The organism is Streptomyces durbertensis, from assembly GCF_014156695.1.
Taxonomy (GTDB): domain Bacteria; phylum Actinomycetota; class Actinomycetes; order Streptomycetales; family Streptomycetaceae; genus Streptomyces; species Streptomyces durbertensis.
Genome location: NZ_WMLF01000318.1, coordinates 1 through 6,366, shown reverse-complemented (window position 1 = coordinate 6,366; position 6,366 = coordinate 1). Strand labels below are relative to the sequence as shown.

General features: G+C 72.1%; 6 protein-coding genes. 2 read left to right on the top strand and 4 right to left on the bottom strand.

What is annotated here, in order from left to right; all coding sequences use genetic code 11:
• Positions 1-99 precede the first annotated feature (99 nt).
• Positions 100-1,416, top strand: coding sequence for an ornithine--oxo-acid transaminase (rocD, locus tag GL263_RS19105; protein WP_182856952.1), 1,317 nt, complete (start codon positions 100-102; stop codon positions 1,414-1,416).
• A 67-nt stretch (positions 1,417-1,483) separates the two neighbouring features.
• Here the strand turns inward: rocD and GL263_RS19100 are convergent, their stop codons facing one another.
• From GL263_RS19100 to pdxR, 3 genes are all read right to left on the bottom strand, one after another.
• Positions 1,484-2,581, bottom strand: coding sequence for a selina-4(15),7(11)-diene synthase (locus tag GL263_RS19100; protein ID WP_182856951.1), 1,098 nt, complete (start codon positions 2,579-2,581; stop codon positions 1,484-1,486).
• A 242-nt stretch (positions 2,582-2,823) separates the two neighbouring features.
• Positions 2,824-3,798 carry a glycine betaine ABC transporter substrate-binding protein gene (locus GL263_RS19095; RefSeq protein ID WP_182856953.1) on the bottom strand — a complete coding sequence of 325 codons (975 nt, stop codon included), beginning with the start codon at positions 3,796-3,798 and terminating at the stop codon, positions 2,824-2,826.
• 210 nt (positions 3,799-4,008) lie between these two features.
• Complete coding sequence (pdxR, locus tag GL263_RS19090; RefSeq protein ID WP_182856950.1) at positions 4,009-5,490, bottom strand: MocR-like pyridoxine biosynthesis transcription factor PdxR; 1,482 nt, start codon at positions 5,488-5,490, stop codon at positions 4,009-4,011.
• Positions 5,491-5,537: 47 nt separating this feature from the next.
• Between pdxR and GL263_RS19085 the strand changes: the two genes are divergently transcribed.
• Complete coding sequence (locus tag GL263_RS19085; protein WP_182856949.1) at positions 5,538-6,008, top strand: carboxymuconolactone decarboxylase family protein; 471 nt, start codon at positions 5,538-5,540, stop codon at positions 6,006-6,008.
• A gap of 36 nt (positions 6,009-6,044) precedes the next feature.
• Here the strand turns inward: GL263_RS19085 and GL263_RS19080 are convergent.
• The coding region (locus GL263_RS19080; RefSeq protein WP_228456647.1) for a hypothetical protein at positions 6,045-6,366 on the bottom strand (322 nt) is incomplete at its 5' end.

Below are 6,366 nucleotides of genomic sequence, written 5' to 3'. Positions count from 1 at the left end.
GGTCGGGGGTGCCGCGAGGCCGGGGTGGCACGGTAGAACGTGAGGTGTGTGTGCGGCGGCACAGCCGCCGCCTGCCGAGACGAACGGAGCACGACAACGATGTCCCCCCGGATTTCAGACGGCACCGCGTCCGTGAACGCCCCCGGCCCGGCCACCGCCGAGGAGCCGACGGCCACGGAACAGACGGGAGCCACCGCTCCCGAGGGCACCGCTCGGCGGCTGATCGACGCCGCCGACCGGCACACCGCGCACAACTACCACCCGCTGCCGGTGGTGGTCGCCTCCGCCGAGGGCGCGTGGATGACCGACGTCGAGGGCCGGCGCTACCTCGACCTGCTGGCCGGCTACTCCGCGCTGAACTTCGGCCACGGCCACCCGCGGCTGATCGCCGCCGCCAAGGCGCAGCTCGACCGGCTGACACTGACCTCGCGCGCCTTCCACCACGACCGGTTCGCCGCCTTCTGCACCGAGCTGGCCGAGCTGTGCGGCATGGAGGCCGTGCTGCCGATGAACACCGGCGCCGAGGCCGTCGAGACGGCGGTGAAGACCGCCCGCAAGTGGGGCTACCGCGTCAAGGGCGTCCCGGACGGCCAGGCGAAGATCATCGTCGCGGCGGACAACTTCCACGGCCGCACCACGACGATCATCAGCTTCTCCACCGACCCGGAGGCCCGCGCCGACTACGGCCCCTACACCCCCGGCTTCGAGATCGTCCCCTACGGCGACCTGGCCGCGATGGAGGCCGCCATGGAACGGCACGGCGACGACGTCGTCGCCGTGCTGCTGGAGCCGATCCAGGGCGAGGCCGGTGTGCTGGTGCCGCCGCCCGGCTACCTGCCGGGCGTGCGGGAGCTGACCCGGGCGCGGAACGTGCTGTTCATGGCCGACGAGATCCAGTCCGGTCTCGGCCGCACCGGCACCACCTTCGCCTGCGAGCACGAGGGCGTCGTGCCGGACGTGTACGTGCTGGGCAAGGCGCTCGGCGGCGGTGTGGTGCCGGTGTCGGCGGTGGTGTCCTCGCGGGAGGTCATGGACGTCTTCCGGCCGGGCGAGCACGGCTCGACGTTCGGCGGCAACCCGCTGGCCTGCGCGGTCGCGCTGGAGGTCATCGCGATGCTGCGCTCGGGCGAGTTCCAGCGGCGCGCCGCCGAGCTGGGCGACCACCTCCACGCCGAGCTGGGCAAGCTCGTCGACACCGGCCGGGTCGACGCGGTGCGCGGCCGCGGCCTGTGGGCGGGCGTGGACGTGTCCCCCGGCTTCGGCACCGGCCGGGAGGTCTCGGAGCGGCTGATGGACCGGGGCGTCCTGGTGAAGGACACCCACGGCTCGACGATCCGGATCGCTCCCCCGCTGGTGATCGACGAGCGGGACCTGGACTGGGGTCTCCACCAGCTCCGCGCCGTCCTGGAGTCCTGAGGCGAGGCGGCGGGGAGCGGCCACGGCCCACCGGCCGGGAGCCGCTCCCCGTGCTCCGGCGGTTCCCTCACGCCGTGGCGAGGCCGGTGCCGTCGCCGACGTGTGTCCCCGCCGGTGTGCGCGGCATGTCCCACCACCAGGCGACGGCGGGGATGTCCAGCGGTTCGTCGCTGCCCTCGGTCGGGGTGTCGCTGAAGACCGTGGGCAGCGGCGCCGGGTCGTCGGGCGTGGTGTAGCGCAGCGAGGTGATGCCCCAGTCCTGGGCGCCGCGGATGTAGTGGCCGAGGCTCGTCAGGTACTGGGACAGCTCCGGGCTGGCGTCCTCCAGCAGCCGCTCCCGCAGCCGGGTGAACAGCACCATGGCCCGGTCGCGTTGGTTGACGGCCCTGGCCACCGCCTCGTCCGGGGTGAGCCCCTCGTGGTGCTGGAGCACGCGGACGACGTTCAGGTAGTAGCCGTCGGCGCGGCTCTCCTTGTGGTGGGAGAACAGGTCGTTGTCCCAGGTGATGACAAAGGACGCCGCCTCGGCGACGGCCCGCACGGCGGTGTCGTCGCGCTCCTCGGGACGCAGCTCGTAGCCGTGTCCGAGTTCCAGCATCGGGAGCACGACGGTGGTGGCGCCGTCGTAGAGCCGCATCAGCGTGTAGTCGTTGAGGTCCGGCACGGTGCCGGTGCGGCGGTGGGCAGCCTCCCACACGACGGAGAAGAAGTACTCGCGCAGGGCGTCCAGCCAGCGTGTCGTCTGGGCCGGCGTGCCGTACTCGTCGACCCGCAGCCGCAGGTCGCGCAGCCCGTCGGCGAGCGCGTCGTCGACGAGCATGGGCGCCTGCGGGTTCTGCCCGACGCGCAGCAGGCGGTGCAGCGCCCCGGCCAACTCGCCGGGGTCGTGGCCAAGTTCGCCCTCCTCGCAGTAGCCGTCGTCGACTCCGAAGAGCCACAGGACGAAGTCCGCGAGCAGTCGGGCGACCTCCTCGCGCCCCTCCGGCAGGATGCGGGCCGCGAAGGTGCCGATGTCCTGGGTGACAAGACGTTTCCGCAGCCGGGGCGAGCCGATCCCGAAGGTCTCCGCCCACACCGCCGTCTGCGCGTCGATCCGCGCGTGTCGGGGGTGGATCGCGGGTGCGAGGGGTGTGAAGATGGGCGGAACTATCGGCCCGGGCTCCATCCTGAGTACCTCTCAGTCCATAGGCATGATCAACTCGCGCATCGTAGTCACTCGGGCACAGCACATCCAAGGGCCAGAGGACCCTTCCCCGAATTCCCCTCGCCGCGCCCGCCGGCAGAACCGTCATGTCCGGACTCGCGCACGGGAGTTCACCCCCTCAGGGAGCTTCCACGGAGTGAGCACACGAGCGGCGCGGCGGTCCGCTCGGACCACCGCGCCGCTCAACCCACCTCGTCAGAACCTCAGTTGTCGAGATCCCAGAGCCAGCGGTGCCACAACCCCTCGTTCTCCTCGACCCACTTCGCGGCGGCCTCCTTCGGGTCCATGCCCTCGCCGGCGATCAGCCGGGCCACCTCGTTCTGGTCCTCCGCGCCCCACTCGAAGTTCTTCAGGAACTTGGCCGCCTTGCCGCCGCCGTCGCTGAACTCCTTGTTGAGGTACTTGCGCAGGTCGGTCTCCGGGTAGCCGCACCGCGTCTTCTCCGGGTCCTCGTCACAACCGGCGTAGTAGGCCGGCAGCTTGACCTCCGCCAGCTCGACCTCCTGCTCCACCCAGTGCGGGGTCCACCAGTAGGTGAGGAACGGCTTGCGGTCCTTGGCGGCCTTGCGGATGTGGCTCAGCTGCTTGCCCTCGGTACCGAGGTACTTCAACTCGTACTCGAGGCCGAGGTTCTTGATGATCGACTCGTCGTGCGACTTGTACGAGGGGTCGCCCTGGAGCAGCACACCCTTGCCGTCCCCGGCGCCGCCGAACAGCTCGACGTTGTCGTTCAGCTTCTCCCAGCTGAGCACGTCCCGGTTGCGGTCCGCGAGGTAGCGGGGCACGTACCAGCCGATGCGGCCGGTCACGCCGAGCCTGCCGGCCGGCACGACCGTCTTCTTCTGCATGATCCACTCCTGGTACTGGTCCGGCAGGTCCCAGTCCTCCAGGATGGCGTCGGCGCGCCCCTCCCCCACGGCCTTCCAGCCCTCGGCCTCGTCCATCTCCTGGACCTTGACCTGGTAGCCCAGCTCCTTCTCCAGCAGATAGGCGGCGACCGCCACGTTCGCCTGGCCGCCCACCCAGGTCGGCGCCACCAGCGTCACCTCGCCGCCCGAGCCCTCGCCACCCGACTGCGAGCCGCAGCCGGCGAGGACGGCGAGCAGAAACGCACCGGTGCCGGCGACGACGGTTCTGCGGGAACGGGACCGGGGGCTGCTGCTGCCTATGCCAAACATCTGCTTCACCAGGTGTGGGAGGGTGCGACAAACCCGTCGGGGAGCGGGTTCCAACCGGGCACTCTAACAGGGCGGTCGGGAACGTCCCGCTTTGGTCGCGGACGGCATCGGTCCGGTCACTTCCGGCCTCCGGACCGGCCGCTTCCGGCCTTCCAAACCGGCCGCTTCCACTCTTTCCGGACCGGTCACCTCCACCTCCCCCCGGACCGGTCACCTCCACCTCCCCCAGGCGGTCACCTCCGCCTCTTCCGGGCCCGGCAGCACGTCGAGCAGGGCGGCCAGCGCGGCCGCGTAGCCGTGGTCCGGAGGGGCCGCGTAGCCGACCACCACCGCGTCCGCCGGCGCACCGCCGGCACCCGCCGGGTGGCCCGGGTACCGGAAGCGCTCCAGCCCCTCCAGCGCCAGCCCGCCCCGCGCGGCGGCCCGCAGCACGGCCCGCTCGGTGCCGGCCGGCAGCGCCAGCACCGCGTGCAGCCCGGCGTTGATCCCCCGCACCTCCAGATGCGGCGCGTGTTCCGCCAGCAGCGCGGTGAGCCGGTCCCGCCGGCGCCGGTAGCGCAGCCGCATCGCCCGTACGTGCCGGTCGTAGCCGCCGGTGTCCAGGAAGTCGGCCAGCACAAGCTGGTCCAACGACGAGCTGCGGCTGATCACCCGCAGCTCCCGCACCGCCCCCACCAGCCGTTCCGGCACCACCATCCACGCCAACCGCAGCCCCGGGGCGAGGCTCTTGCTCGCCGTGCCCAGGTACACCACGCGGTCCGGATCGAGGCCCTGGAGCGAGCCGACGCGCTGCCGGTCGTAGCGGAACTCGCCGTCGTAGTCGTCCTCCAGCACCAGCCCGCCCGTGGCGCGGGCCCAGTCCAGCACGGCGGCCCGGCGGTCGGCGCGCAGCGCCACCCCCAGTGGGTACTGGTGCGCCGGCGTGAGCAGCACCGCCCCGACGTCCTCCCGGCCGTCCAACTCCTCGACGCGTGCCCCGCCCTCGTCGACCGTCAGCGGTCGCACGTCACACCCGGCCGCGCCGAGCGCGTCCCGGTGCAGCCACAGCCCGTACCCCTCCACCGCCAGCGTCCCGGTGCCGGCCAGCAGCCGGCCGAGCAGGTCCATGACCTCCCCGAAACCCGCGCACACCACCACCTGCTCCGGCGCCGCCCGCACCCCTCTGGCCCGCGCCAGGTATCCGGCCAGCGCCTCCCGCAGCTCCGGCCGCCCGAGCGCGTCCCCCAGCCCGAAGGCGGCGGCCGGCGCAGTCGCCAGCGCCCGCCGGGTCGACGCCAACCACGCCCGGCGCGGAAACGCCGACACGTCCGGCCGCCCGGACAGCAGGTCGTGGACGGGCGCCACCGGCCGCCGCGGCCGACCGCCCCGCACCGCGGCGACGGGCCTCAACCCCGTCGCCGGGGCCACCCGCTCGGCGACCCGCGTCCCCGACCCCTGCCGCGCGACCAGCCACCCCTCCGCCACCAGGTCCGCGTACGCCTCCGCCACCGTGTTGCGGGCCACCCCCAGATCGGCGGCCAGCGAACGGGACGACGGCAGTCGCGTCCCCGGCGCCAACCGCCCACCGCGCACGGCCTCCCGCAACGAGTCCGTCAACGACCGCCGCACCCCGCCCGGCCGGTCCAGCTCAAGATGCAGGTCGCTGCCCACCGGGGCGCGATCCGGCGGCGGAATGGCCCACGTTCCCGTCACGGAAATGGACCATACCCGCAGACCAACCCACCCCTACGCTCAAAGCCATGACCACAGCGACAAGCACTCAACAGCACACCGCGCGCATGGACTTCTCCGACGTCGCCCCCGCCGTCCACCAGGCGATGATCACGCTCGACGCCGCCGCCCACAAGAACCTCGACCCCGTCATCGCCGAACTCGTCAAGATCCGCGCCTCCCAGCTCAACCACTGCGCCTTCTGCCTCGACATGCACACCACGGAGGCCCGCGCCCAGGGCGAGACCGAGCAGCGCGTCACCCTGCTCGCCGCCTGGAGGGAGGCCGGCCCGCTCTACACCGAGAAGGAACGCGCCGCCCTCGCCCTCACCGAGGCCGTCACCGTCCTCACCGACGGCTTTGTCCCCGACGAGGTCTACGCCCGCGCCGCCGAACACTTCGACGAGACCGAACTGGCCCACCTCATCGCCGCCATCCTCACCATCAACGCCTGGAACCGCATCGCCGTCACCACCCGCAAACAACTCCCGCAACGCTGACCGAGGTGAGGTGGGGCGGAAGGCCCCAACGGCTGCTCACTCTGTCTCACCGCCTCGCTCCCCGCGCCTGACCTGCCGAAGCGCCTGGTTCAGGCGGAGGGAGGCCAACAAGGTGCTGGGGAGCAGAAAGAGGAAGAAGCCTTGGGTACCGCCGTCCAGGGAAGTGACCATCTGCCAGGCCAGCAACGAGAAGTTGATCGCAAGCACGCAGCCCGGCCAGACCACCGCAGCTCGGGCCTGACGCAGACGCACACCCGCGGCAGCCGTCCACGCCAGCCACAGGAGAAGGTAACCGATCGCTACGAAAGCCATGTTCACCTCTCTCGGCAGGCCCCGTCCGACAAATCCGCGTGGGTCT

What these genes read in the sequence shown, in the direction of transcription:
- GL263_RS19100 (WP_182856951.1), bottom strand. Translation starts at nt 2,581, where the DNA reads ATGGAGCCCGGGCCGATAGTTCCGCCCATCTTCACACCCCTCGCACCC.
- rocD (WP_182856952.1), top strand. Translation starts at nt 100, where the DNA reads ATGTCCCCCCGGATTTCAGACGGCACCGCGTCCGTGAACGCCCCCGGC.
- GL263_RS19095 (WP_182856953.1), bottom strand. Translation starts at nt 3,798, where the DNA reads ATGTTTGGCATAGGCAGCAGCAGCCCCCGGTCCCGTTCCCGCAGAACC.
- GL263_RS19085 (WP_182856949.1), top strand. Translation starts at nt 5,538, where the DNA reads ATGACCACAGCGACAAGCACTCAACAGCACACCGCGCGCATGGACTTC.